At 66.0% G+C, this 23,564-nt stretch carries 26 protein-coding genes; 14 read left to right on the top strand and 12 right to left on the bottom strand.

Going from position 1 to position 23,564, the window contains the following annotated elements; genetic code table 11:
• The first annotated feature begins 144 nt into the window (after window positions 1-144).
• The gene (locus tag HD597_RS47085) at window positions 145-546 is read left to right on the top strand and encodes a hypothetical protein (RefSeq protein WP_253753251.1); all 402 of its coding nucleotides are present in this window, start codon (window positions 145-147) and stop codon (window positions 544-546) included.
• Window positions 547-664: 118 nt separating this feature from the next.
• On the opposite strand, the gene HD597_RS47090 is transcribed toward HD597_RS47085, so the two are convergent.
• Both HD597_RS47090 and HD597_RS47095 read right to left on the bottom strand, forming a co-directional pair.
• The gene (locus HD597_RS47090; protein ID WP_253753253.1) at window positions 665-1,519 is read right to left on the bottom strand and encodes a phosphotransferase enzyme family protein; all 855 of its coding nucleotides are present in this window, start codon (window positions 1,517-1,519) and stop codon (window positions 665-667) included.
• Between the two features lie 93 nt (window positions 1,520-1,612).
• Complete coding sequence (locus HD597_RS47095; RefSeq protein WP_253753255.1) at window positions 1,613-2,323, bottom strand: hypothetical protein; 711 nt, start codon at window positions 2,321-2,323, stop codon at window positions 1,613-1,615.
• An 808-nt stretch (window positions 2,324-3,131) separates the two neighbouring features.
• Here HD597_RS47095 and HD597_RS47100 point away from each other — a divergent pair.
• Window positions 3,132-3,521, top strand: coding sequence for a hypothetical protein (locus tag HD597_RS47100; protein WP_253753257.1), 390 nt, complete (start codon window positions 3,132-3,134; stop codon window positions 3,519-3,521).
• A gap of 50 nt (window positions 3,522-3,571) precedes the next feature.
• Here the strand turns inward: HD597_RS47100 and HD597_RS47105 are convergent, their stop codons facing one another.
• The gene (locus HD597_RS47105; RefSeq protein ID WP_253753259.1) at window positions 3,572-4,081 is read right to left on the bottom strand and encodes an Imm21 family immunity protein; all 510 of its coding nucleotides are present in this window, start codon (window positions 4,079-4,081) and stop codon (window positions 3,572-3,574) included.
• A gap of 467 nt (window positions 4,082-4,548) precedes the next feature.
• Between HD597_RS47105 and HD597_RS47110 the strand changes: the two genes are divergently transcribed.
• The 3 genes from HD597_RS47110 (at window position 4,549) to HD597_RS47120 (ending at window position 6,232) form a co-directional block, all read left to right on the top strand.
• On the top strand, window positions 4,549-5,001 hold the full coding sequence (locus HD597_RS47110; protein ID WP_253753261.1) for a hypothetical protein: 453 nt from the start codon (window positions 4,549-4,551) through the stop codon (window positions 4,999-5,001).
• Between the two features lie 219 nt (window positions 5,002-5,220).
• Window positions 5,221-5,475 carry a hypothetical protein gene (locus HD597_RS47115; protein WP_253753263.1) on the top strand — a complete coding sequence of 85 codons (255 nt, stop codon included), beginning with the start codon at window positions 5,221-5,223 and terminating at the stop codon, window positions 5,473-5,475.
• Window positions 5,476-5,614: 139 nt separating this feature from the next.
• Window positions 5,615-6,232 carry an AfsR/SARP family transcriptional regulator gene (locus HD597_RS47120; protein ID WP_253753265.1) on the top strand — a complete coding sequence of 206 codons (618 nt, stop codon included), beginning with the start codon at window positions 5,615-5,617 and terminating at the stop codon, window positions 6,230-6,232.
• 141 nt (window positions 6,233-6,373) lie between these two features.
• On the opposite strand, the gene HD597_RS47125 is transcribed toward HD597_RS47120, so the two are convergent.
• Complete coding sequence (locus tag HD597_RS47125) at window positions 6,374-6,970, bottom strand: hypothetical protein (protein ID WP_253753267.1); 597 nt, start codon at window positions 6,968-6,970, stop codon at window positions 6,374-6,376.
• A 144-nt stretch (window positions 6,971-7,114) separates the two neighbouring features.
• Window positions 7,115-7,510 (bottom strand): hypothetical protein, encoded by a 396-nt coding sequence (locus HD597_RS47130; protein WP_253753269.1) that lies wholly within the window; start codon window positions 7,508-7,510, stop codon window positions 7,115-7,117.
• Window positions 7,511-7,742: 232 nt separating this feature from the next.
• Here HD597_RS47130 and HD597_RS47135 point away from each other — a divergent pair, with 232 nt between their 5' ends.
• Entirely contained in the window at window positions 7,743-8,264 is a 522-nt protein-coding gene (locus HD597_RS47135) for a hypothetical protein (RefSeq protein ID WP_253753271.1), read from the top strand.
• A gap of 84 nt (window positions 8,265-8,348) precedes the next feature.
• Here HD597_RS47135 and HD597_RS47140 read toward each other — a convergent pair.
• The 5 genes from HD597_RS47140 to HD597_RS47165 form a co-directional block, all read right to left on the bottom strand.
• Window positions 8,349-9,814 (bottom strand): IS3 family transposase gene (locus HD597_RS47140; RefSeq protein ID WP_372513567.1). Its coding sequence is split into 2 segments (ribosomal slippage): window positions 8,349-9,475 and window positions 9,475-9,814, totalling 1,467 coding nucleotides; the frame shifts between segments, so codons are not numbered across the junction.
• 278 nt (window positions 9,815-10,092) lie between these two features.
• Window positions 10,093-10,680 (bottom strand): hypothetical protein, encoded by a 588-nt coding sequence (locus tag HD597_RS47150; protein ID WP_253753275.1) that lies wholly within the window; start codon window positions 10,678-10,680, stop codon window positions 10,093-10,095.
• A 216-nt stretch (window positions 10,681-10,896) separates the two neighbouring features.
• Window positions 10,897-11,214 carry an inositol monophosphatase family protein gene (locus HD597_RS47155; protein WP_276084885.1) on the bottom strand — a complete coding sequence of 106 codons (318 nt, stop codon included), beginning with the start codon at window positions 11,212-11,214 and terminating at the stop codon, window positions 10,897-10,899.
• Between the two features lie 22 nt (window positions 11,215-11,236).
• Window positions 11,237-11,614, bottom strand: a complete 378-nt coding sequence (locus HD597_RS47160; protein WP_253753279.1) for an inositol monophosphatase family protein — start codon at window positions 11,612-11,614, stop codon at window positions 11,237-11,239.
• Window positions 11,615-12,738: 1,124 nt separating this feature from the next.
• Window positions 12,739-13,230, bottom strand: a complete 492-nt coding sequence (locus HD597_RS47165; RefSeq protein ID WP_253753281.1) for a hypothetical protein — start codon at window positions 13,228-13,230, stop codon at window positions 12,739-12,741.
• Window positions 13,231-13,280: 50 nt separating this feature from the next.
• Here HD597_RS47165 and HD597_RS47170 point away from each other — a divergent pair, with 50 nt between their 5' ends.
• From HD597_RS47170 to HD597_RS47185, 4 genes are all read left to right on the top strand, one after another.
• On the top strand, window positions 13,281-14,552 hold the full coding sequence (locus HD597_RS47170) for a tyrosine-type recombinase/integrase (protein ID WP_253753283.1): 1,272 nt from the start codon (window positions 13,281-13,283) through the stop codon (window positions 14,550-14,552).
• Window positions 14,553-14,883: 331 nt separating this feature from the next.
• Window positions 14,884-15,384: a hypothetical protein gene (locus HD597_RS47175; RefSeq protein ID WP_253753285.1), complete on the top strand. Its 501-nt coding sequence runs from the start codon at window positions 14,884-14,886 to the stop codon at window positions 15,382-15,384.
• A 189-nt stretch (window positions 15,385-15,573) separates the two neighbouring features.
• A complete protein-coding gene (locus tag HD597_RS47180; RefSeq protein WP_253753287.1) occupies window positions 15,574-16,407 on the top strand; it encodes a DUF6461 domain-containing protein in 834 nt (277 codons plus the stop codon).
• Window positions 16,408-16,888: 481 nt separating this feature from the next.
• Window positions 16,889-18,742: an IS481 family transposase gene (locus tag HD597_RS47185; protein WP_253759725.1), complete on the top strand. Its 1,854-nt coding sequence runs from the start codon at window positions 16,889-16,891 to the stop codon at window positions 18,740-18,742.
• Window positions 18,743-18,779: 37 nt separating this feature from the next.
• Here HD597_RS47185 and HD597_RS47190 read toward each other — a convergent pair whose 3' ends face one another.
• Together HD597_RS47190 and HD597_RS47195 are read right to left on the bottom strand one after the other, a co-directional pair.
• The gene (locus HD597_RS47190; protein ID WP_253753289.1) at window positions 18,780-19,607 is read right to left on the bottom strand and encodes an inositol monophosphatase family protein; all 828 of its coding nucleotides are present in this window, start codon (window positions 19,605-19,607) and stop codon (window positions 18,780-18,782) included.
• On the bottom strand, window positions 19,604-20,476 hold the full coding sequence (locus tag HD597_RS47195; RefSeq protein WP_253753291.1) for a DUF5919 domain-containing protein: 873 nt from the start codon (window positions 20,474-20,476) through the stop codon (window positions 19,604-19,606). Before HD597_RS47195 ends, HD597_RS47190 begins: the two co-directional genes overlap by 4 nt.
• Window positions 20,477-21,270: 794 nt before the next feature.
• On the opposite strand from HD597_RS47195, the gene HD597_RS47200 reads away from it, so the two are divergent.
• From HD597_RS47200 to HD597_RS47215, 4 genes are all read left to right on the top strand, one after another.
• On the top strand, window positions 21,271-22,002 hold the full coding sequence (locus tag HD597_RS47200; protein WP_225271129.1) for a GntR family transcriptional regulator: 732 nt from the start codon (window positions 21,271-21,273) through the stop codon (window positions 22,000-22,002).
• 516 nt (window positions 22,003-22,518) lie between these two features.
• A complete protein-coding gene (locus HD597_RS47205) occupies window positions 22,519-22,929 on the top strand; it encodes a plasmid replication, integration and excision activator (protein ID WP_253753293.1) in 411 nt (136 codons plus the stop codon).
• A complete protein-coding gene (locus HD597_RS47210; protein ID WP_253753295.1) occupies window positions 22,929-23,204 on the top strand; it encodes a hypothetical protein in 276 nt (91 codons plus the stop codon). The genes HD597_RS47205 and HD597_RS47210 overlap by 1 nt, the downstream gene beginning before the upstream one ends.
• Complete coding sequence (locus HD597_RS47215; RefSeq protein WP_253753297.1) at window positions 23,201-23,503, top strand: hypothetical protein; 303 nt, start codon at window positions 23,201-23,203, stop codon at window positions 23,501-23,503. The genes HD597_RS47210 and HD597_RS47215 overlap by 4 nt, the downstream gene beginning before the upstream one ends.
• Window positions 23,504-23,564 lie beyond the last annotated feature (61 nt).

Genomic DNA, 23,564 nt, shown 5'->3' on the forward strand with positions numbered 1-23,564 from the left:
CGGCTCATGCCGAGGTCGCCATGTCAGCGCCCGCATCAGTGCCGCAACGGCCCCGTGTCAGAGCGGTCCGCGACAGTAAGGCACATGAACGGCGCGACACCCCGCCCGTTCGAACCGGAACCCTCCCCAAGGAGCACACCCACCATGTCGATCACCTTCTCCGAGCAGGACCAGACCACCCTCCGCACCGCCGCCTGGGGCGCCGTCTACCTCATGTCCGCCGCCGGCGCCGCCGGCTCCGCCCACAAGGCCGCCACCAACGGCTCCATCGCCCTGACCTCCGCCACCGGCGCCATCGGCCACGTCCTGGCCAAGGCCCCCAAGAACCTGTCCGGCAAGACCGTCGCCGCCCTCGCCGACCAGGTCCTGCCCGCCCTGACCGCCTCCACCGCCCTGCTCAAGCAGCACACCCCCGACCAAGCCGACAACTTCCGCCGCACCGTCACCGTCGCCATCGACGCCGCCATCCAGTCCCAGACCGGCGAGCCCAGCCCCACCATGACCGACATGGCCCGCAAGATCACCGAAGCCCTCGACGCCGCCTGACCCCCATGCCCACCACCGGCCCGTCACGGGGTCCCCACCAGACCCCGTGACCCTTCAAGGACGTTCCAGCTTGTCCGCAGGAAACGACGCGCTCGACGGAGCTTGCCGCGGGCGGCGATCAGTGCCGGCCGCCCAGCCCGTCACGAGCTAGAGCCGCTCGGATCTGGCCGAGCCACTCCAGGCCCAGCCGCCGCCCGTCCGGCAGCTGATCGTCGCGATCCCAGCGCCACGCCGTGACCATCGCCAGCATGAGGATCCGGCACTCGCCCAGCAGCTCCTGATCGGCACCCGGATAGTGCTCGCCGACTTCTTCCGGCGCATGGGCGAGGTCGAACTCGACAGGCCCACGGCAACACGTCTCGAAGTCGATGAACAGCAGGCCGTTCTCCGTGGTGAGCACGTTGCCCGGGTGCGGCTCCCCGTGCAGCAACTGCTCGGGTGCGCCCCGCTCGCCGACCACTCGTCTCAGGCGCCGTAACGTGTCGCCCAGCAACTCGCGGTCCGCGTCAGAGAGCGCCGGCGAGCGCTCGCGGCTCGCCACCAGTTGCTGCGCCTCCTCGACCCGATCCGTGAAGTGCGGCGTCGGGACGCCGTCGGCCTCGCGCATGCCGGCATGCAACCGCTGGAGCGCCTTGGCGTAGTCGGCCGGCGGGACCTCTCCAGGGGTCACGGGTGCGTAGTACGTCCACAACGTGACCTCGAAGCCGTCGCGCGCATGAACGCGCGGCTCCACCCGCGGCTCAAGTGCGGCCACGGGGCACCCCGCGCCCGCGAGCCGCCGAGCGAGATCGACCTCGAACTGTGCGACCTGGGACGCCTCGGGCGCCACCCGCGCCAGGACGTCACAGGGCAGCAGCCGCAGAGTGAGCTTGTTCGAGTTCTGCAGAACGACCGCGTCGTCGGCCGTCAGGCCGAGTGCCGAGGCGACCGATCTGGCCACGGCCACCGCACGCCGGACCTCTGACGCCTCCATCGTCGCGTGGTGTCCTCTCCCTCGAACGCCGCCAAGTGGGACGACCTCGGCACCATACCAAGCCGCGGTCCACGACTTCCTCGGGATTTTCGCTCACCAGCTCAGCGCCTTCGACCGGCCGGTGAGGGCAGGCAGCCACCCCCGCGACACCCGTACGCCCAGCGGGACCAGCGCCACGCAGAGCAGACCGGTGACCAGGACGTCGGGGACGGAGGCGCCCTTCAACACCCCCATCCAGGTGCCTCCCGCCAGCAGCAACATCAAGGACCGGGCGGTGCCGAACAGGCCCGCGCGCCAGGCGGCGACGGCCAGCAGGAGCGAGCCCGCGTACTGTCCCACCGACGCCCACACCGGAACCCGCCACGGCCCGTAGGAGATGTCCACGTACTCCTTCATGATCGCGTTCGTCGCCTGGTCCAGCCCCACGGCCTCCGTGAGCTGGAAGGCGCTCTGATCGGCGCCGGCGAAGTACAGGCGGGCGAAGAGCCCCGCGATCAGCAGAGTGGCCCCCCACCAGGCAAGGCCGCCGCCCGCGAGCTGGGCCAGAGCGGCGAAGGCGGGGAAGAGCAGGATCGCGCCCAGCGCGAAGACCGCGTAGGAGAGGGTGAGCAGGGCCGGCTCCGAGGTGTAGGCGAGAAGCTGACCGTAGGCGGCGAAAGGCTGCCCCTCGGCCCACGCCTGCTGCTGAGGGCTGAGGGCGGTGACCGTGCTCAGATGGCGCAGCAGGTACCCGGCACACATGACCACCGGCCCCACGACGAGCGCCACACCACCGATCCACCGCCCCGGAAAGAACGTGTCCACGGACGTCACCCTGCCGAATCCGGGCCGGCGGATCATCCGTCCATCGTCAACCGATGCCCCTGTCGAAAGTCAGGTCCGTCTCGGACGCGCTTGGACGGCACGCGCGTCGCATGAGATCATCCCGGCCATGCCTGCCATCAGAAAGGGCCATGCCGCGTAGGCGCCCTTCCCAGGTCCGTACGCGAGGATCGGCGTGCGGGGCCCACAGAGCCGTGATCCATCACGTTCCCGGGCTCGGCCGTCGCCCCATGACCGCGGTGATCGCCCTCGAACACACCCGGATGTGGCCGGGCGCGGTAGCGGACGCCCTGGTCGCCTGGCAGGAGGCCGTCCTGATCGGGACCGCCGACCGCCACTTCAGCAGGTGCCCATGCGATGAGTGCAGCGGAAACGCGCCCCGCCGGCGACTGCACCAGGCTCTCGTCGCCCTGCCTCCGTGGGCCGGAGCGCACCTGTACGCGTTGGTCCTGCCCATCGACCGGTATCACCTGCGTCGCACCTCACCCGCACCGCTCGTCTCCCCGGACTCCCATGGACCGTGGTGGCAACATCGACTGCGACGTGACACGACGAGCGCCCCCAGGGCACGCGCCGATCCCGGTTCGCGTGCCTGAACGAGACGCACAGCGTTGCCCACGCACGACCTTGGCCTGCACCCCGACGGGGAGCAAGGCATCGCCGTCTGGCGGTGTACCGGCGATGGGACGCATACCGTCGCACCGGTCGGCGAACTACCTTGAGCACGCCGACGGTTGAGCTCTTGAATCGGAGACGCATGAACGGCCTTGCGAGGATCTGTGCTGCCTTCATGGTGAGCATCGCCTTGGCCGCCACCACCATCACCGGCTGCGGAGCCATGTGCGAGGCACAGGCGCAACAGGAGATCAACGAACTGAAGCAGATCGTGTTGAGGCTGCTCCCGAAGACCATCGCTGAGACCGTCGCGGAGGAGGACGACTGCGACTCCGGAAGTGGCGGTTCCCTGAGCTTCAGAGCCGATCCCGCGCTGATGACCAGCGAGCAGATATTCGAGAAGTTCCTCGCCGAAGGATGGAGCCGGATCGATGAACCACGGGATGGGTGCTTGATCTGTGTCGACGGGCTCGACGGCGTGAGCACTGAGTGGGGTGGCCAGGAGGTCTATCTGAGGATCACGAACTCGGATGGCTTCATGGACATCCTGGCGGCGTTCGCATGATGTGCGGCGGCGGTGCGCACGGCGTGCAGAGCGATGCGGCGACCATGAAGTCAGGTCGCCGGCTGGAGTTGGACGAGGATCATCGCGTTGTCCTCGTCCTCGGCGTAGGCGGCTCGAACCCTGTACCGGGCAGGTTCGAGATCGATGACGAGCCGCTCGTCAGGCTCCACCTCAGCACCGGGGATGGCGGAGTCGAAGAGCACGACCGGCTCCCGTACCTCCCAGTGCAGGTCCTCGTCATCGTCCCAGTCCGGATCGGCCGCCAGGGCTCGCTGGGCTGCCGCGACAAGCTCACCCTCGGAAGATGCGGCAGCCCAACGCAGGAAGAGACGTTCGGCCGGCAGAAAGGTCGTCATGGCAGGTTCGTCGCCGAGGACGAGAGCCTGCTGCGCGCCAACGGTGACGGCACCGATGTAGCCCTCGACGGCGCAGGCGCGGCCGTAGTCTCCCCACGTCTCGACGGGGCCGTCATCGTCGTCCACACCCGCCCACATGCTCAGCTCCGACTGAGGGACGGCGATCAACGGACCTCCTGCGGTGCTGACCCAGGTTTGCAGCACTGATGACCCCCTTGGTCGTTCCTGGCGACAGAGTATGGGCAACTACCGAAGCCCTGTAAGGGATCATCCCGGAGCAGGAGCGCCCGGCCGGGGGCGCGGGTTTGTCTGTCTCGTCACCGCTCTTCGGTGACTCGGACGATACGACAACAGCGGCTTCGCCGAAGGTCACCCGCTGGTGTGTGAAAGATGATGAGGCCGGCGGCTGAGCGCTCGTGCCCGCCTGCTGCTCGGCCTACCGAGGTCAATCGGGCCGGCCCGTCCAGGTGCAGATCGGCGACGGTCCAGACCCTCAGAGGACGACGCCCGTGAGGAGACCTCCCAGCCCGATGCCGACCGACGCGATCGCTCTTCGGACGCGCCGACGGACGCCATCGGCATACCTCGGACATACCGCCTCTCCTTAGGGTTCCTACCAGGAAACTCGCTGATCGCGACCGGCTGGGTCGTCAACAGGAGAGAGCATAGACATGCGAAAGATCGTAGGGCGTATCGCGTCCGTTGGCACTGCTGTCCTGGCGGCGTCGGCGGCGCTCGTCATGACCGTCCCCCACGCCCAGGCGTCGGCCAGTTACTGGACCTGGGACGCGCCGAAGAGCGCCACGAAGGTGGGCACCCTGAAGTCGCAGACCATCACCTGGAAGTACTCGTTCACGGTTCAGCTTCGATCCGGCAAGTACGGCAACTACACCTACATCTGGCCTCGCGTCCCCAAGAGCTCCGCAGCCGACGGCCTGCGCCTGTGGCTGTCGGTCTACAACCCGAGCACCGGGAAGTGGGAGAGCGGCCAGCAGGCGATCATCAAGAACACGACCTACAGCCAGGGCCACCGGGCCCTGTCCGGTCGCCTCTACAAGGCCTGCGTGAAGGCCGACATCATCGGTGGCACCGCGGCGAAATGCACCGGCTCCTGGCTGGTGTGAGACCTGATCACGAAGCGTCTCTGACGGCGGAGCCCGGTTCGCCGCTGATCGAGGCCGTCCCGCGCGTCAAAGGGCCGGTAGGGAGGACTCGCCCCATCGGCCCGTGCCGGCCATGGAGCAGGGCACGCAGCCGGAGCTCCACCAGGGGCATCGTTCAATCATCGGAACACTATCCTCAGCAGCTGATGCACCCATCTCGGCAAGGGAGATCGACGGTCCATGGCGTGGCTTCGCAATGATGAGCAGGACATCGGTCAGACCATCGCGGAGGCTCGGCGGGCCCATCAGGAGGGTCATACGATCTTCGTGTCCCGCCTCCGGGTCAAGGCCGAGTCCATGCGTGCCTGGGCTGTGCCGGATGCCGCCGAGCTGATCGAGGGGATCGAGCGCGAAGGATGGCAGCTCAGTCACATGTCGGAGAATCTGATCGGAGACGCCCTTCCGCTGATGACGTGCGTCTTCCGTCGTCACTGATCGAAAAGTTGCAAGCGGCGGGCGCGGCGATCATGGTCGCCGCGTTCGTCCGGCCATACGACAGCGCACCGGCCCCACCACAACAGCCCTCGCTCTCACCTCGCCCAAAGTAGGAGCGCTCCCAACGAGTCGCCGGAGGATGACTGTGACCATTCGGTTCAGCCTCCTCGGGCCCGTCCAGGTCGAGCGGGACGGCCGCGAATGCCCCATCGGGTCGACCAAGGTCCGCGTCCTCCTGACCGCGCTCCTGCTGGAGCCCAACCAACTGGTCTCCCTGAAGCGCCTGTTCGGGGCGCTGTGGGACGGCGAGCCGCCGGCGTCGGCCATCGCCAACGCCCGCACGTACGCCGGCCGGTTACGCAGGTCGCTCGACCACCAGGACCGGCTCGTCACGAAGTACGGCGGGTACCGCCTCCGGAACGAGGAGGGCGAGCTCGACGTGGCCGACTACCGGGAAGCCGCCGCCAAGGGACGGCACGCGACGCAGGCCGGCGACCCCGGCCAGGCCGTCCGTCACTTCCGCCGGGCTCTGGCCCGCCGGCGGGGCGAGCCGGCGGAGGACGCGTCCATCACCTGGACCCTCAGGCCGGCACTGGACGCGCTGGCCGATCAGCGGTGCCAGGTCATGGAGGAGCTGATCGAGGCACTCCTGCTGACCGGCGATTTCCGGCTGGCCGTGAGCCACGCCTACGACGCCGTCTCCTTGCGCCCGACCCGGGAACGTTTCTGGACCCTGCTCACCTCTCAGTGGCGCTGAGGGTCACCTCTACTGGGAAGATCCTCCAGTCCACCACGTTCACGGTGTGATCGGCTGAAGGGCCGAAGGGGAGCCGAGCCGGGAGCCACGCCACGGAACGGAAACTGAGGCCGGACGCATGCGACCGGCGGACGATGGCGATCACCCTGGAGCCGGAGTGCCCTCGCCGGAGGCATCGGGCGTCCAATAGGGAGGCCGTGTGACGCCGAGCTTTCGGGCGCTGAGAGGAGAGAGCGTCATGGGTGTGATCCATCCTTGCCGCGTCAGGACGACCTGGGCCGGCAGTGGTGCGGCCGGGTAGACCTCGATCCCGTGGGCCCAGTTGACGAGAATGCCTTCGGTTCCGTCGGTGTCGGCCAGGACGATGGAGATGGGCTGCCGATCGTGGGCCCAGGCGTTCCAGACAGCCCAGCCGTCCGCCGCCGGCGGCACCCCCAGCCGGGCGCAGATTTCTTCGTAGGTCCCCTCCATGTCCGGGGGGATCGCCTTCGGGTGGAGGAGGACGATCCCTGCGAGCCGCATGAGCGGGAGATCGTCTTCCAGGCAGCCGTCTCCGCTGAAGTGGTGGTGGCGGATCTGACGTGCCAGTTCGTTCACGGCTCGGTGGAGAGGGGTGGCGGCTGTCGCCTCGCGGTCGTAGGTCAGCCAGCCTTCTTCGTTCGCGGCGTGGATGACATCGCGGGCGAGCAGTTCGATGTGACGCAGGTACTCCGTCTCGCTGAGGCCGGCTGGAAGCATGCGCCCCAGTCTGCACCTGCTTGCGGACATGGCCCACGGGTTGCCGCCGATGACGACGCGCCGTTCAGGGCTGATCTACACACCCGCCGGAACGCAACTCCGCCGACCGGGCGACACCTGGATCGTGCTGCCCCTTGGTGTTCCCTACCAGAGGGTGGACGGTCCCGCGACGACCCAGCCGGCGTCGGTAGGCTTGACCCAGAAGCCCAATGACACCTCGATCACCTGTGCGCGATGGGTGACCTCGACGTAGAAATGGCTGCCGGTGTGGCCCCAGTTGAAGCCTACGAGATCGAGTTCGCCGAGCCAGGACAGGTCGTGCTTCCACTCATCGGCAGCACGGCTGCAACTCGTCTCATTCGCATCGACGCTCACTCCGACCGAGCCCGCCCAGAGCGACTTGAGCACATGCCGGGTCGTTGGGTGATCACCGACGAGCTGTTCGGCTTCAGGGACGTTCCCAGCTCGGAGCAGGCTGAAGTAGCGGCGAACGACCGCTTCGACGTCGGTCTTGGAAGGGCGCTCCGTCCAGATCTTCATCGCGAGATCCTAGAGGTCGGGTGGATGAGGCCACTCGATGTCTCATGGCGCTTCGCGACTTGGAGGACCAGGGTCGCTGGAGAGTCGAGCGACGTGAGCGACCGTGGGCCCCGTTTGTGCTGGCACGCATGTGGCACGGAAACTCGCTCGCCCTCCATCACCTGACCGCAGCTGGTTTACGCCGCCCCTGATAGGCGATTTTTGTCAAGGGCGGGCCCTATGCTTCCCGCCCATGACCACAGACGAGCCTCCTGCCGTCCACGTCAAGCAGATGGTTGTGGAGGTGGATTACAGCCAGACCTATCTCGTGGACGAGGGGTGCGACGCGGGCGGATTCGAGGACGTGCCGAATCCCCCTGTCGGGGTCATCCGAGTAGAGAAAGGCAGTGCCCTCCTGATCGTGGGCCCGCAGTGGGGACCGGTGGAGTTCACGGTGGCTGTCGCCGATCGGGATCCGGAGGCCGACCTCGATGGATACGAAGACATCGTCGAGATCAGCTACGAGTCTCCATCCGGTCAGCTTTCGCTGCAGGAGTGGGGAGGAGGGAGGACGCACCCTCTTCCTCCGCTGCCCGCCGGTCCCGGAACGTATCGTTTGCGGTATCACATCAGAGGCATGGATGAAGAAGTCGCGGTCGAAACAGGCGATCACTACTTCCTGCAGATCTGGCCGGAGCCCTCACGTGCTCCCACTGTGCTCAAGTCAACGAGCTCATCCCTTCAGTACTGGCTGAACACCGAACGACCAACGTAAGCCGGCATGGAATAGGACGGCCTGCATCATCAGCTCGGGTATTGCTGCGGAACCTGTCAATTTGAGCAAGGCAGTTGAGCTGGGCTAATTGTGTGTCGTCTTCTCTGTGGCGTCCTTCGGTTCGTTGGTCTTGGGCTTGTTGATCCAGGCGGGTACGGGAAGGTCGGGCGGGGTGGGCAGACCGCCGCTGGCGAATCGTTCGGGGTGTGTGGCGTAGGCGGTGGTCAGGACGGCAGCGCGCCGGTCGCGGATGGCGGCGGCGCGGCCGTAGTGCACATCGACGGGGTGGTGGTAGCCGATCCCGGAGTGGAAGTGATCATGGTTGTACCAGGCGTAGAACTCCTGGCAGAAGGCGCGGGCGTGGTCGATGGAGCCGAACCGGCCGGGGAAGATGGGGCAGTACTTCAGTGTCTTGAAGCTCGCTTCGACGTGCGGGTTGTCGTTGGAGGTCCGAGGCCGGGAATGAGACTTGGCCACGCCCAGGTCGATGAGGAGTTCGGCGAGGGTCTTGGAGGTCATCGAGCTGCCGCGGTCGGCGTGCAGGGTGAGGGTGCCTGCGTCGATGCCGTGCTTGCGTGCGGTGGCTTCGATGAGGTGTCTGGCCAGGTCAGCCGATTCGCGGGAGGCGACCATCCAGCCGACGACGTAGCGGCTGAACAGATCGATGATCGTGTAGAGGCAGTACCAGACGCCCTTGTCGGGGCCGCGGAGTTTGGTGATGTCCCAGGCCCAGACCCGGTTGGGGGCGTCGGCGACCAGCTCGGGCACCGCCCGGGGCGGATGGGTCGCCTGCCGGCGCCGGTCGGTGCCCACCTCGCCGTGCTGGCGCAGGATGCGATACATGGTCGACTCCGACGCCAGATACACGCCCTCGTCGAGCAGGCTGTAGTAGGCGGTGGCCGGGGAGGCGTCGGCAAAGCGCTCGTTCAGCACCGCGCGGACCTGGTCGCGCTCGGCCGGCGATAACGCGGCCGGGTGCGGCTTGCGCGGCCGGGCGGGCCGCACCGGAGCCGGGCTCTGGCGGTGGTGGCGATACCAGGTCGCCTGCGACACCCCGGCCGCCGTGCAGGCGTTGCGCCGCCCCAGCAGCGGCACCAGTTCCTCGATCGCCTCGGCCTGGGCAGCCTGGAAGGTCTCGGTCACTGCTCGCCCCGGCCCGGCAGGGGCTCGCTGCTGGTGGCGAGCTGATCCAGCAGCGCGAAGAGCTTTCCCTGCACCTCGATCACCTGACGGGTCTGGCCAAGCTCGGCACGCAGCCGCTCGACCTCCGCCTGCAGCTTCTCGATCTCCTTGTCACGCGGGTCGGCCTTCGGCCGTCCGACCGGACGTGCCAGCGCCTGCTCCGCACCGTGATCCCGCGCGGTGCGCCAGCTGGAGATCAGCGACGAGTACAGGCCCTCCCGGCGCAGCAACGCGCCCTTGCCCGCCTTGTCCAGACGGTCGTACTCCTCCAGGATCCGGGCCTTGTAAGCGGCGGAGTAGGAACGCGGACGCCCTCGTTCACGCACCTGAGGATCAGGAACCTCCGGATCCGGCTTGCTTGCTCCCACGAAGGGATGTCTCCTTCCCCACCCTCAGCACAGAGTTTCATGCCTATTTGCTACCTCTGTCCATTTTGGCAGGGAGGGCATTGCGTCATCGCCGGTCGCGAGTCCGTTCACGCCTTGAGGTACTGGATCTTCTTACGCCGGGCGGGCGGCTTCCACCTCAGCCAGTCATGGCCTTGTCGCCGACACGGCGATCACCCCGTAGCCGGAGCGCCCTCGCCGCAGACTGCTTGGTTCTCCATGCCGTGCTAAGACCATCACCTTGTCGATGGGCCGGCCACTTACCACGAGCTGTCATACCGGTAGCTGTACCAATACCCTTCGAGATGGCTGTAGCGGTCGCCGCCATCGGCATTCTCGTCTGGCTCGCCAGAGGTAAGCCAGACGAAGCCCTTGTCGTCCTGTCCGAACAGGTCCTGGACTATCAGTCGGGCGCTGCCGGGAATCTGTTCCCCTGTCAAGAGATCGTCGTATCGCTTCCCATCGCATACGTAGTACAGGCCAACCCATTGGCAGGGCTCTTTGCGACCAGGGTTCTCATCCACCGCTGTGGCGTAGGCTCTCAGGCTCGCTTCGGAAGATGTATAGCGGATCCAGAACGGCGCATTGGTGATGAGGGCGGCCCCAACGGCTATGGCGATGTACCACGGCACGAGCGCCCTGTTGAGTGAGCCGACTGGCGCCTCTGCCTTGTGGTCGGCCCATGTGATCCGGATCGTCCAGTAGAGGATCAGGCCGAAGCCGATGGGGATCCCGAACTTGAACGTCTCGATCCCGTACCAGGAGGGAAAGCTGGCCCATATCAAGAGGAAGATGGCTGCGGCCGAGAAGACGCTCAGAAACGGCAATCCAGGCGGCTTGTTGAACACGGCGTCACATAGCGGTATCCGAAGACGCCGGAAAGCAAGAGCATTGGCATCGTGCGGCGGTGCGGGGTTGGGCCGGCGAGTTCGGTTGGTGCGGCGCGGGAGGTACTACGGCGACGCCAGGCGCGGCGCGTCGCGCAAGAACGGCCCCAGGCCGCATGCACGGCGCGGCAGCGCTTGCGCGGCGCCTACGGCGGCGCGCCGCGCCGCCGCTTGATACTACGAGAGCCATTCGGCAATGCTTCGGTCGAACGCCGAAGCCTCGTGAGCCTCGGCGATGAGTTCTACGAGGTCGGCCACGAGCTCAGGGCTTGCTGCGATCGTCGCGCGGGCGCCCAGGCTGTGCGGGCTGCCGTCGAGATCGATCACCGCTGCTCCGGCCTCTCGGGCGATGATGACTCCTGCCACGGTGTCCCATGGATTGTTGCTGAGCATGATGTTGGCGTCGATCCTGCCGTCCGCTACCCAGGCGAGATCGATCGCGGCTGAGCCGAACATCCGGATGCGCTGAACGCGAGCAGCGAGTTCTTGGGTCAGGGCGAGCCGGGGTCGGTTGCGATCATCGGCGTTCTCTCCCTCGGCGTAGTCGCGATCGCACTATCGCGGTACGCAACTCGCGGGCGTTGCTCACCCGAATTTCGGATCCGTTGACGACAGCGCCGGACCCTTCGGCCGCCGAGTAGCGGAGGTTGAGGAACGGCAGGTCAATGACGCCGATTGCGGGTGTGTCCTGGTCGACCAGGCCCAGAGAGACGCCGCAGAGCGGGACGCCGTGCAGGAAGTTGGCCGTTCCGTCCACGGGATCCAGCGCCCACATCAAACCGTCGCCCAACTGGCTGACGCCTTCCTCTTCGCCTAGAAATCCGATCTCGGGCGTCTCACGAGCCAGGAACTCCCGTACGGCATGCTCTGCGGCGCAGTCCACCTCGGTAGCCATGTCCCGGTCGCCCTTGGCCGTGACGATGCCGGAGCCTTCGTACGGATGATCTCACTGGCGATCGACACGGCGTGCTCAGCAATGGGGAGCAGGGTCCGGTCGTCGATGGTCATACAGATTTGCTCCGCTCCCACATATCGCTGAACACCTGGTCGAACACAGAAAGCCCTCAAAGGCGATGTTGTCCCTGATCGCAAACGTAGCTGGATCGACTCCGCGTGCCTGCGGAGGTACGGCTGAACTACGCGCAGCGCCCGGTCCCACGATGAGCAAGTTGAATCGGATCGTCTCGTCGTAGACGTGGAGTTCAAGGCGCTGGGCGGACGGGAGGTCGAGCCGATCGCACAGCCTGACCAGCATGCTGATGTTGAGCGCCGTAGAGGTCGTCAAGAGCCTGTCGGCGAGTCCGTTCGCGCCTTGAGGTGCTGGATCGTCTTACTGCACGGGCACGCGGCTTACCCAAGCGAGCACTCGCCCCGCCCGGTCGGGGTGCTCGAGGGGCGGCAGCCCCTCGACAGGGGGCGAAGCGCCGGGAGGAACAGCCCGAGCCGAAGGCGAGGACCGTTGGGGGCGGGCTCCAACGGTCAACCCGGTAAACGGGCAACGGGCGGGCGCGAAGGCGAGCGAAGCGAAGCAGCTTGTCGGGGGTCGAAGGGGGCAGAGCCCTCTAGGAAACGCTGCCTGAAGTCGCAAGGCGCGTAGCGCCCGGAACGAGAGCCCGAGCAGTTGGAGCGGGTGACGGGAATCGAACCCGCGCTGTCAGCTTGGGAATCGCAGGGATCTTGGCTTGTAGGGGCGCTGACCTGGAGCTGAGACCGGTCGTGAGTGACCGTGGTTGACCCCTCGTTACCGCCCTTAATGGCACGCTAATGGCACGGCGATCACCCCGCGACCTGGTGTTTCTCGCGCGACGCGCGCACGCCGGCCGCCTGATCATCCCGTCTGCCGTCGACCCGCCCGAAGGGGAAGCGGGCCAGGGCCACGGGGACAAGGTGGAGCGCCCCACTGGACGAACGACCTTGGCCCCGTGGCCCTGGTCTGCTCGGCTTGTCCCGGGTCGATGGCGGGCGGGATGATCAGGCTTCTACCTCGGCCACCAACGGCGAGAACAGCCGGTGCGACGATCATCCCGGAGTCGGAGTGCCCCCGCCGGAGGCTTGATTGTTTGTGGTCACACCGTAGAGATGCTGACGCACCGTGAGGTCGTTCTCCAAGATGTGGTCGATGGTCTCCCAGTAAGCCGAGAGCCATGAATGTGCGAGGGCTTCGTCTCGGGTCAGTTTGCGTCCGTAGAACGGTTGATCGGGTGCGACTGCAGCTCCGGTCACCAAGGTGCAGGCTGGGACGGGTGAGTTTTCGACTGGTCCGACTCGGCATCCGAAGGTGACCCGGTTGGGGCCGGGGTGGCTGACCGGTTCATCAGGGTCCCAGGCGTCATCGAGGATGACGTCTATCCATGCTTCGTGGATTCCGTCATGGTGGTAGCAGGACGCGTAGTAGATCGCGTAAGCGCCGTCATCGTTGTTGATGAAGCCGGTCACGCGTTCGAAGGGGGTTTGGCAGCAGTCGCAGATGCCGGTCTTTAAGTTTCGGTCCGGATCGATTTGGAGTCTCACGCTCGCATTATGGGGTGTGGCGGCGGCGTGGCCCACGTGTGACGGGTCGAATGGGTACGGCGCGCGGGTGTGCGGCGGGCGGCCCGGTCCCGCCGCCGTCCGGGACCGGCCCCCAGGCCGCACGCCCGGACGGCGGGCGGGCGGAGGGCCGTGCGGCGGCGCGCCGCGCCGCCGCCTTGAAGGTCAAGCTCGCAGAGTATTCGGCAACCTGGATCGACCAGCGCCCCGGACTTCGACCGAGGACGATCGACCTCTATCGCTGGCTGCTCAAGAAGCACATCACGCCGTATCTCGGCAACATCTCCCTCGGCAAGCTCTCCACCGCAATGATTCGGCAGTGGCGGGCGGACCTGCTCGGCAAGGGCGTCTCGGTGAGCATGGCGGCCAAGGCGTATCGCCTCCTCCGCGCCGTACTCATGACAGCGGCCGAGGACGACGGGATCATCTCTCGCAACCCGTGCAGGATCCGCGGGGCCGGCGACGAGCACGCCGAAGAGCGACCGGCTCTCTCCGTCGGGCAGGTCTTCGAGCTGGCGGACAAGGTTGGGCGCCGCCCCGTGGGCAGCATCCGGGCGCTCAAGAGAGGCGAAGGACACCGCATCCGCTTCCAGCGGCATGGTGAGATGCGGACCTACCCGGAAGTCTTCCCGACAAGAGCAGAAGCCGAGCGGGCGCTGTGGCGGATGATCGACACCGGGCAGGCCGACTGCACGCATGATCGCCGCTACCGTGCCTTCGTGCTCCTGGCCACCTTCGCGAGCCTGCGATGGGGCGAGATCACCGCACTGACCCGATTGGACCTCGAACTCAACGCGGGTACGGTCCGCGTGCGTCTGGCCTATGTGGAACGCTCCACAGGCGAGCTGGTTCTTGGTCCGCCCAAGTCCAAGGCCAGCAAGCGCATCGTCGGCATCCCACAAGCGATCGTCCCGGCCCTGAGAGAACACCTGCGGCTCTGCGTGAAGCCCGAAGCCGGAGCGCTGATCTTCACCGGGATCAAGGGCGGCCCGATGCGCCGGAGCGGGTTCAACAAGCTCTCCGGCTGGATGGAGGCCGTGCGGGCGATCGGCGTCCCGGGGCTGCACTTCCATGATCTCCGTCACACGGGAAACATGATCGCGGCGGACTCGGGCGCAGGCCTCAAGGACCTCATGGCGCGCATGGGACACGACAACGTCCGCGCCGCGATGATCTATCAGCACGCCGTCCGTGGAGCCGACAAGCTGATCACCGACGCCATCGACAAGCACCTCATCGGGCACGAACGGGCACGCGACAACGACGAAGATGACCCGCCTGGCCTGCTGGTTCCCGCCGGGTGACCACGAGCCCTAATGGCACGCTAATGGCACGCAGAGATCAACAGCCCTAGGAAACAACAGAGCCCAGGCATCGAATCCATCGGTCCACCTGGGCTATCCCTATGAGAGCGGGTGACGGGAATCGAACCCGCGCTGTCAGCTTGGGAACTGCATCGATCGCGATCCCTGTAGCAGGGGATTGCTGGTCGCCGGGGGAGTCGGTGAGGTCGTGAGTGACCGTGGTTGACCGCTCGTCACCTTGGTTAATGGCCCGCTAATGGCCCGACGATCAGCCGCTGACCCGGAGCTAGAGTACCCCGCCGGAGGGACTTCCTCAGGGATGATGAGTACTATGCCCGACCTGTTGTGGGATGACGTGAAGTCCCTCTTCGACCCCGATATCAACGGAACGTTGCCTGACGTGGTCGTAGAAGGAACGACTGTCGAGGACTGGCAGGCGCTGCTTGATCTCGTTCAGTCGCAGGGCTGGCAGTACGCCTACGCGCTGAGTGGCGAGCCGATGGAGCTTACTTCGGCTGCTGACATGGTCGCCGCTGCATCCGCCGACGCCACGCCTGAGTTGAGAGTCTGGCCGATCCCTGAGGTCCTCATGATTTTCCGGGTGTATCAGGCTGAGTCGATTGACTTCGATGTTGACCTCAGAGAGCTGCAAGGGCAGGAGCGATTGGATGTCCTGGTGGTTGTCCTCCGCCTGATCGGACAGAGCCTCGGGGAGTCTGTGCTAATGACTCCGGAGGGTTCCCCTGGTCATCCGGATCTCGGATTCGATGTCGAGGCTGGCCGGGTGGTACTGATGGTCGACCCGATTGATCCGGGGGTTGGTGATTGCTGAAACTGATTGCTGAAACTACGGAGTAAAAGATCCAGCTCGGGCCGTTCCAGATCGTTCAGTGCAGGTCAGAGGCCATGCGTGGTCCAGTCTGAACGGCTCTGAACGACCTCGTATTGCAACCCAGACTGCAACCCTGGCGGCGCCTCGCTGCTCTCTCGCGGTTTTGCGATTACGAGTAGATTGCCCAACATGTCGGACTCCTCGTTTCGCTCGATGCGCATGGCGCGCCTCGTCCGTCCTCCCGGCACTCCCGGTATCCGGGAATGGGCCGACTCCAACGGCCACAGGATCGGCGGGACTGGCATGATCCCCTCTCACGTTCGCGAGGCCTATTTGGCCGCGAATCCCGAGGTGATCGAGGTCGTCCGTGTCTTCGCACAAGACTCGGGGGTTGGCCCGGATGTATATGACTGGCCTGATGACGGACCGCTCGGCCCGGTCTACGCCATCACCTTCGTCCGCGGTCTCGACGAGCGGGAGGTTCTCCACCGCCTTGGCGCCGAAGAGCAGGACATCCGGCTCATCTCCGATGAAGAGGTCGCCGAACATCAGGGAGCAGAGAATCCTGAAGAGATCATCACGGTTGCTCGTCTCGGGGATTGGGTCGTCACCGAGTGCAAAGGGCGTCGTGCGAGCCAAGCCGAACACGTCAAAGTCCTATCCATCGGCGGAGGCGAGGCCGTCGCCGTGCAACGCGACCGTGGCGTACACGACCGATTCATCTACACAGTGGGCGGACAAGTGGTGACCAGCTTCGCGCCATCTCGCCCCTTCGATCGTCAGGGCAGCGACCCGGACAAGTTGAATGGTTACCTTCGTATGGTGGGCATCGACCCTGCCAGGAACGACATAGTCGACAATGCCGTGCCCGCGGCTCTGGCTCTCGCAAGCAGGATTAGCGGCGTGGTGATCATCGATATCAGTGGTGATGACCTCCCTTCGCGCCTTGCCGGCAGGCTCAGCGGTGTGAAGGTCCTCAATCGCGAATCTTCCAGACTGGGGGCTGTTGTCTACGATCCGTGATGGAGCCCGGCCCCACCGGCCCAGACAGCACGGAGAGTTCCACGTCATCCGGTGGGCCAGGGCTGAGGCACGAAGCCCTGGCCCTTCGATCGCCCCCGACCGTGTATGGCGACCAGCCATGCAGTGGCGATCGTAGGGCTGTATCTGTGCGGCGGCGTGGCAACCCCGGTCGGAGCGATCGGTTAGTACGGCGCGGCGAGCGTGCGGCGCCCGGCCCGGTGTCCCGCCGCCGTCCGGGACCGGCCCCCAGGCCGCACGCCCGGACGGCGGGCGGGCGGAGGGCCGGAGGTACGGTGGCGCGCCGCGCCGCCGCTTGATACCTACAAGAGCTATTCGGCAACGTTCCGGTCGAGCACCATGTCCTGTCTCGCTTGATGGTTGACACTCTGGCCTCGCTTGATGCTTGACACCTTGATCGTTATCTGTGCCTGCTCGTGGCGTTATCGGCGCTTCGGGGGAGGCTCGGGTGGCATTGGTGGAGTTGAGTGTCGTGGAGCAGCGCTATCACGCGGTGATCGAGGTGTTGTCGGGCGCGAAGGTCACCGATGTGGCCGGACGGTATGGGGTGTCGCGGCAGTCGGTGCATGCCTGGGTGCGGCGGTATCAGGACGGTGGCCTGGCGGGGCTGGCCGATCGGTCGCATGCACCGAAGGCGCATCCGATGCAGACGTCGGCTGCGATCGAGGCGCTGATCTGTGAGCTGCGGCGGGCCCATCCGCGGTGGGGGCCGCGTACCCTGTTGTGGGAGCTGGGCCGGCGCGGGGTGGAGCCGTTGCCGTCGCGGGCGAGCATCTACCGGGTGTTGGTGCGTAACGGGCTGGTCGAGCCGGTCACCCGCCGGCGCAGGCGCGAGGATTACCGCCGCTGGGAGCGTCCGGGGCCGATGCAGTTGTGGCAGATGGACATCATGGGCGGGCTGCTGCTGGCCGACGGCAGCGAGGCCCAGCTGATCACTGGCGTGGACGATCATTCCCGGTTCTGCGTGATCGCCTCGGTGGTGACCCGGCCGACCGGGCGGCTGGTGTGCGCGGCGTTCGCCGCGGCGATGCGCGCCTATGGGGTGCCGCTGGAGGTGCTGACCGACAACGGCAAGCAGTTCACCGGCCGGTTCGGCGGGCCGAAGGCAGGCGAGGTGCTGTTCGAGCGTGTCTGCCGGGAGAACGGCATCAAACTGCGTCACACCGCACCACGCACCCCGACCACCACTGGCAAGATCGAGCGCTTCCATCAGAGCGTGCGCCGCGAGCTGCTGACCGAGGCGCTGCCGTTCGCCTCGATCGAGACCGCCCAGGCCGAACTGGACGCCTTCGCCGAGCATTACAACACCGCCCGCCCTCACCAGGCGCTGGACATGGCCTTCCCCGCCGACCGGTTCTTCATCGAGCGCAGCGACGGACAACGCCGGGCCGAGCGGGAACTGCCACTGCACCTGCCCGCCGGCCTGACCACGGTGCCCGCCCCCGCTGCCGGCGTTGCTCCCGCGGCCCCTCCCGCGACCGCACCGCCGGATCTCCCGGCCCCGGCCATCCATCACTTCGATCAACCCGAACGGCCCGAGCCCGTCCTGATGAGCACGGTCGATCCGCTATCGCGCCAGGCGATCGAGGTCGATCGGGTCGTTCCTGCCTCAGGCAACCTGTCGATCGGTGGCCAGCAGCTCTGGCTCGGCCCCGATCGGGCGGGCATGCCGATCACCGTGTGGATCAGCACTCAGCGGCTGCACGTGTTCACCGGCAGCGGTGGCCGGCTCAAGAGCGTGGCCTCCCGGCTGACCGTCAAGGACCTGGCCGCGCTGCTCGCTTCGGGACAAGCCCGCCCAGCACCGGACGAGCCCGTCGCCGAGCCCGCGATTGCGGCGAGCGCCGTCGAGGTGGATCGGCAGGTCAGCTCGATCGGCACCATCAGCCTGGCCGGGCGGGCCCTGTGCATCGGCGCCCACCTGGCCGGCCGCCGCGTCATCGTGCGCTTGGACGGCATCACGGCCCGCGTCATGGACGAGGAACGCCTGCTGCTGCGCGCCGTACCCTGCCCACTCCCGCTCGCCGAGTGTGTCACCCTGCGCAACGCCCGCCCCGCCGGACCACCACCCGGCGCTCCGACCGAGCCCGTCACCGTCCAGCGGGTGGTCTGCAGCCGCGGGCACTTCCAGGTGGTCGGGCAGAAGGTCCAGGTCGGCCGGGTTCACGCCCGCAAGATCCTGGACGTGACCGTGGACGACACCCACATCACCGTGCGCGACAACGGCGAACCCATCCGCGTCGTGCCCCGAACCACCACCCAGGAGATCACCCGGATCAAGTCCCAAGCGCATACTAAGAAGCGAAAGATCGGCTAGGAGTGTCAAGCATCATCCGATGCCAAAGCGTCAAGCATCAAGTGAGACCAGACATCCGGTCGAGCACCACTGCCTTGCGGGTCTCGGCGATGAGTTCCACGAGGTCGGCTACAAGCTTGGGGCTTGCGGCGATGGTCGCTTGGGCGGTCATGCTGTGCGGACTGCCGTCGAGATCGATCACCGTTGCTCCCGCTTCTCGGGCAATGATGACGCCTGCTGCGGTGTCCCACGGGTTGTTACTGAGCATGATGGTGGCGTCGATCCTGCCGTGCGCCACCCACGCGAGATCGATCGCGGCTGAGCCGAACATCCGGATGCGCTGGACACGAGCGGCGAGTTCTTGGGTCAGGGCAAGCCGCGGCCGGTTGCGCTCGTCAGCGTTCTCCCCCACGGCGTAGTCGCCGATCGCCACGATCGCACTCTGCAACTCGCGGGCATCGCTCACCTGAATCGCGGATCCGTTGGCGACAGCGCCGGACTCTTCAGCCGCCGAGTAGCGGAGGTTGAGGAACGGCAGGTCGATCACACCGAGTGTGGGCGTGTCCTTGTCGATCAGCCCCAGGGAGGCACCGCAGAGCGGGATGCCGTGTAGAAAATTGGCCGTTCCGTCTACGGGGTCCAGCGCCCACATCAGGCCGTCGCCCAGGTGACTGACGCCTTCCTCCTCGCCCAGGAATCCGATTTCAGGCGTCTCGCGAGACAGGAATTCCCTTACGGCATCTTCTACGGCGTAGTCCACCTCTGTCGCCATGTCCCGGTCGCCCTTGGCCGTGATGACGCCGGGAGCCTTGGTGCGGATGATCTGGCTGGCGATCGACACGGCACGTTCAGCGATGGGGAGAACAGTCCTGGCGTCGATGGTCATACGGGTTTGCTCCGCTCCCACATATCTCTGAACACCTGGTCGAAGATGGGGAACAGCCCCTCTGCGGCGGTGTTGTCTTTGATCACAAAGGTAGGTGAATCGACTCCGCGCGCCTGTGGAAGATACGGCTGCACCACGCACAACCCTCGGTCCACGATGATCAGGTTGAATCGGATCGTCTCGTCGTAGACGTGGAGTTCAAGGCGTTGGGCCGACGTGGTGTCGAGCCGATCGCGCAGCCTGGTCAGCATGCTGATGTTGAGCGCCGTTAGGGTCGTCAGGGTGCTGTCGGTGTAGCCCTCTTCTGCTTCGCGGGCGCGGATCGACTGGCCCTTCGGGTCGAGGAAGAGGCAGCGGATGCGCGTGCCTGAGTCGAGCAGACGCTTGAGCTGATGATCGGGATAGCTCTGGCAGAGGATGTTGAGCGACAGGCCTGCTGCGTTGATCTCCTTCGCGTCGTCGAACATCGATGATGCCGGGTATGCGGAGGAGAAGGCCGAGCGGCTACTGAAGACCGCGGTTACATCGGCCATCTGCGGCATGGCGCAGGCGACGATGTCGGGGCCGGCGCTTCTGGCTGGCTCCGGATCTGTTCTCTGTGCGGGGATCTCGACGGCGGTCGTGGTGAACAGCTCATGTACCGACCTGCCCGGGAACATCGCCTCCAAGACGCGGCAGTGGCCTGAGTACGGCAAACCCTTGAGCTCCCCGTTCAGCCATCGGTGGAGCTGTGCCCGGCTCGGCCAACCGCCCTGCAACGACGGGTCCACCTTCTTGGCCGCCTTGTCGTACTCCTTACAGAACGTGCTGTAGGTCTGCCAATGGCGTTGCGTCAGGAGAGTCTTCAACAGGATCGGCTGGTCAGTCATGATCCGCGCCTCGGGCTGGGGTGCCATATAGGCCCAGGTTAGCGACAGAGACGGGCTCGGACGAGACTAAGAGGAGACGAAAAGAGACGAGTCGATTACAGACGGTACTCACGAGCGATCGAGACGTGACAAGTCCTCGGGCAATCCTCGTTGCATGACTGCGCCGTGTAACTCCTGCTCAGGGCGAGGCTGGAAGTACATCAGCCTCCGCCGGGCCGTGGTGGTGGCCGAGAACAACTCAGGCGATACCGCTCCTGATGACCGACACCGCGATGACTGCTGGCGGTGCAGCGGGACCGGACGGGCGGGTGCGCTGCTGTGAACGTCTACGTCGGCTGCTCTGCGCCTCACGTGGGTCCACCTCGGCCAAACTGCATGCGCCTGGTCTGGCGGGAGGTGGTACGCGAGCAGGGTCCGCCGCGCGTGATCGAGTTCACCTGCGAGTGCGAGGACGTCATCTACGAACGGTGTCGTGAGGGTGGCCTTGTCTACATCCGTCGGACTACGCGTCTCGATGGAGTGGTGCAGCAGATTCACGAGACGTATCGCTGGCGGTCCAAGGAGGCGCAAGACGTCTGGATTGCTCTCCTCAACGGTGAGGCTCGATAGGCGGGCGCGGCGGATGGCGAGTTCAGGGATGCCATTGCGGCGCGTCTTGGCGCTGGTGGAGGGGCTGTCTGTGGCGCAGTCAGATGGTTCCTCCACCAGCTCGTACGCTTCCTGTAGCTGAGGGGAAGACAGGCTGTCCAACTCGAACTAGGCTTTACGACAAGTCGAGTTGTTGGGTGGTCGTCATGTCGTCCGAAGAGTTCGCGCCCCCGAAGTACGCCCAGATCGTGCAGACGATCAGGCAGAAGATCGCGGACGGGACCTATCCGCCCGGCTCTCTGCTGCCCTCCGAGACGCAACTCGTCCGCGAGTTCAGGGTGAGCCGGCCGACCGTCGTTCGCGCCCTCCAAGTTCTCCAGCTCCGTGGAGTCATCGAACGGGAGCACGGCAAGGGGTCCTTCGTGAAGGCCGCGCCACCAGGCGCCGCTCACCAGACTCCCCGTCCGGGCAGGGCCGTCCTCGACCGCGTGGAGGTGGACGAGAACTGCACTGTCATCGAGGCTGGATCGCTCGCAGCCAGCGCTGCGGTCGCGAAGCTTCTGGACGTGCCGGAGGGATCCGCGGTGGTGCGGCGTCGGGTTCTCTTTCGCGACGATGAGCGGCCGACCGACCTGTTCACCGTGTGGTGCCCGGCGCATCAGGCCGAAGAGACACAGCTCGGTGAAGCCCAGCCGCTCACCGTTGGCATCAGAGAGCATCTTCGGGCGAGCAAGGGTGTCAAGCTTCAGCACGTCGTCGAGCGGCTGAGCGCTCGACACCCTTCGTCAGACGAAGCCAAGCTCATGGAGGTCCGCAAGAACGCGCCCGTCCTCGGGGTGCTGGCCAGTGTCTTCAACGGAGGAGGACGGCCCGTGCTTGTCGTGGACCTCGTTCTACCCGGCGACCTCCATGAGCTAGAGGACTCCTACTCCCTCTAATTTATAGTCCGTTTCTGCGGCGTTCTTGTTCCTCTTTCCAGGCCCGGCTTCGCGCGATTCTCCGCATGAGGGCTTTCTCTTCCTTCTCGGTCAGCTTGTGTCTGGCTAGCTGCCGATTGCGTGCTTTGCTCTTGGCGACTTCGATCCACCGCGTCCCCCGCACGCCTGGTGGCAGCCCCATGGGCTCGTCGTCGGGCTCGCTCCTGATCGACATGTTGCGAGCGTGGTTGAGGTCGTACCGTAATTTCGAGATCTCGCACTCCTTGCACGGTCCCATATCGGCGCGACTGCCACATGGTCCCCGCACGAGCTTTGGAGATCACGTGGAGTTGATCGTCATTTGAACCGATCCATCCGCTATGCCGCAATGGCTTATGGATGGATTTGTCATAGCCTCATAAAAGATCTTGAAGAAATCCCGCTAACTCGTGTTGTCAAGCCCCTGACCTGCGGGTACTTTCATGACAACTCGACAAGACGAGTTAGCGACAAGACGACTAGCTAGGAGTAAGCCTCATGGCACTGCAAGGTCCCATCCCCGTCACGTTCGACATGGTCTTCCCGCACGGCTGCTACATCGTGGGGGACGTCGAGCCCGTCAAGGACTTCGACGCCTCGACCAACGGGCGCTTCGTCCAGACCCGCGACAAGCAGAGCGGAGAGCTCGTCTGGCAGGTCAGCGTCATGGACGCCGACCCGACACTCAAGGCGGCTCAGAAGACCGTCTCCGTCAAGATTCTCAGCCCGGTGCAGCCGGTTCCCCCGGCCCCGATGGCCGGACTGCCGTTCACGCCGGTCGAGTTCGACCACATGACCGCAACGCCGTACGTCAACCAGGCCGGAAGGCTGGCGTACTCGATCAAGGTGCGCGAGATGCGCGCTCCTCGCCCGACCGGTAAGCCCACGGCTGCCAAGGACGCGGCGTGATGGGGCGGCAGAAGGCCCGTCCGGTCAGCACAATCGCTCTCAAGGTCGGCCAGGGCGCTGACGTGCGGAACCATCCGTACCCGCAGCGGTCGCCGGTCCTGGGGCTCGTCTTCGGCGGTACGCAGGTGCTCGTCACCACGTCGGCCAACGATCACGTCACCCTCGACGACGTCGAGTTTGCTCGGACTCTGGCGCGAGAGGCCGCCATGTTCGCCGGAGCGGTGGAGCGCATGTTCCACGGCCTGCCGAACGGGCTGGGGGTGGCGGGTCAATGACGCTCAGCCCGTACACCTACGTCACCGTCTCCCTACGTCCCGATCAGCCGTCGCGGTTCAGCATCGCCTTCTGCTCGGCGGAGCTGCGGGCGCGCGCCTGGCTCGGAGAGAACGGCAGGCCCTGCTTCGACCTCGACACCTCAGACGCTGCGGTGACCGTCTCGACCTCGGGACCGGTGACCGACGACGACCTGACCGTTGCTCGCGAGATCTTCAACGCCGCCGCTCGCTATCTGGCTGACTGCGAGCGGCTGCACTCCGGCGAGTCAGGCAAGGCCACCGACGGCGAGGCGGCCTGATGCTCAGCGGGGCCGCAGGAAGCGGCAACTTCCGGCGGCCCCTCGGTCTTCCGCACACACG

Origin of the sequence: Nonomuraea thailandensis (assembly GCF_024172165.1) — a bacterium.
Classification (GTDB): domain Bacteria; phylum Actinomycetota; class Actinomycetes; order Streptosporangiales; family Streptosporangiaceae; genus Nonomuraea; species Nonomuraea thailandensis.